Genomic DNA, 1,055 nt, shown 5'->3' on the forward strand with positions numbered 1-1,055 from the left:
CCGGTGACCACCACCGCTGAGCCCGCACCGATCGATGCCCGCTACCTGTCATTGGCCGATCGGCTCGCGATCGCTGACGGGTTGGCGGCGAATCTGACGATCACTGTGATCGCGGCCGGGATCGGCAAGAACAAGTCGACAGTGTCGCGGGAAGTCCGAGCCCGCCGGGTCGAGGGCCGCTACCTGCCCTATCAGGCGCACCGCGCGGCCTCGGTAGCACGGGCGCGACCCAAACGGTCCAAACTGGTGACCAACCAGGCCTTGCGGGCCGAGGTCGCTGACCGGCTACGCCGCCGGCACTCACCAGAACAGATCGCCTACCGGCTCCGCGAGGACTTTCCCGACGACGAAAGCATGCGGGTGAGCCACGAAACGATCTACCAGGCACTCTACTTCCAAGCCCGAGGTGGGCTCGAACGTGAACTGGTGCAAGCACTTCGGTCCGGTCGCACACTCCGTAAACCACACCGGTCACCCGATGCGCGCACCCCGCGGTTCATCGATGACATGGTCATGATCAGCGACCGGCCCGCCGAGGCCGAAGACCGGGCGTTGCCGGGTAACTGGGAGGGCGACCTGATCATGGGCGCGGGGAACTCCTCGGCGATCGCCACCCTGGTCGACCGGTCGACTCGCTACACGATGCTGGTCCACCTACCTGGTGATACCCACGACGCCGAAACCGTGCGCGACGCGCTGATCGCGACGGTCTCGACCCTGCCGGCGCATCTGCGTGGGTCGCTGACCTGGGACCAGGGTGTCGAGATGGCCCGGCACAAGCAGTTCGCGATGGCCACCGACATGGCTGTGTATTTCTGTGATCCGCACTCACCGTGGCAGCGGGGCACCAACGAGAACACCAACGGTCTGCTCCGCCAATACTTCCCCAAGGGCACCGACCTGAGCGTCCACAGTCCCGAGGACCTCGAACACGTCGCCCAGGAACTCAACGGGCGCCCACGCAAAACGCTCGACTGGGATACCCCAGCCGAGCGTCTGCGTGATCTACTGACCACCTAACACCAAGCGGTGTTGCGACGACCCCTAGAAACCGC

The 1,055-nt window shown here is 65.4% G+C and carries 1 protein-coding gene; it reads left to right on the top strand.

All coding sequences use genetic code 11. The features are described 5' to 3' along the window. The first annotated feature begins 3 nt into the window (after positions 1-3). Positions 4-1,020 (top strand): IS30 family transposase, encoded by a 1,017-nt coding sequence (locus ABZS43_RS36615; RefSeq protein ID WP_355040594.1) that lies wholly within the window; start codon positions 4-6, stop codon positions 1,018-1,020. Positions 1,021-1,055: the final 35 nt, after the last annotated feature.

It is taken from the genome of Nocardia sp. NPDC005366, assembly GCF_040606855.1.
Classification (GTDB): Bacteria; Actinomycetota; Actinomycetes; order Mycobacteriales; family Mycobacteriaceae; genus Nocardia.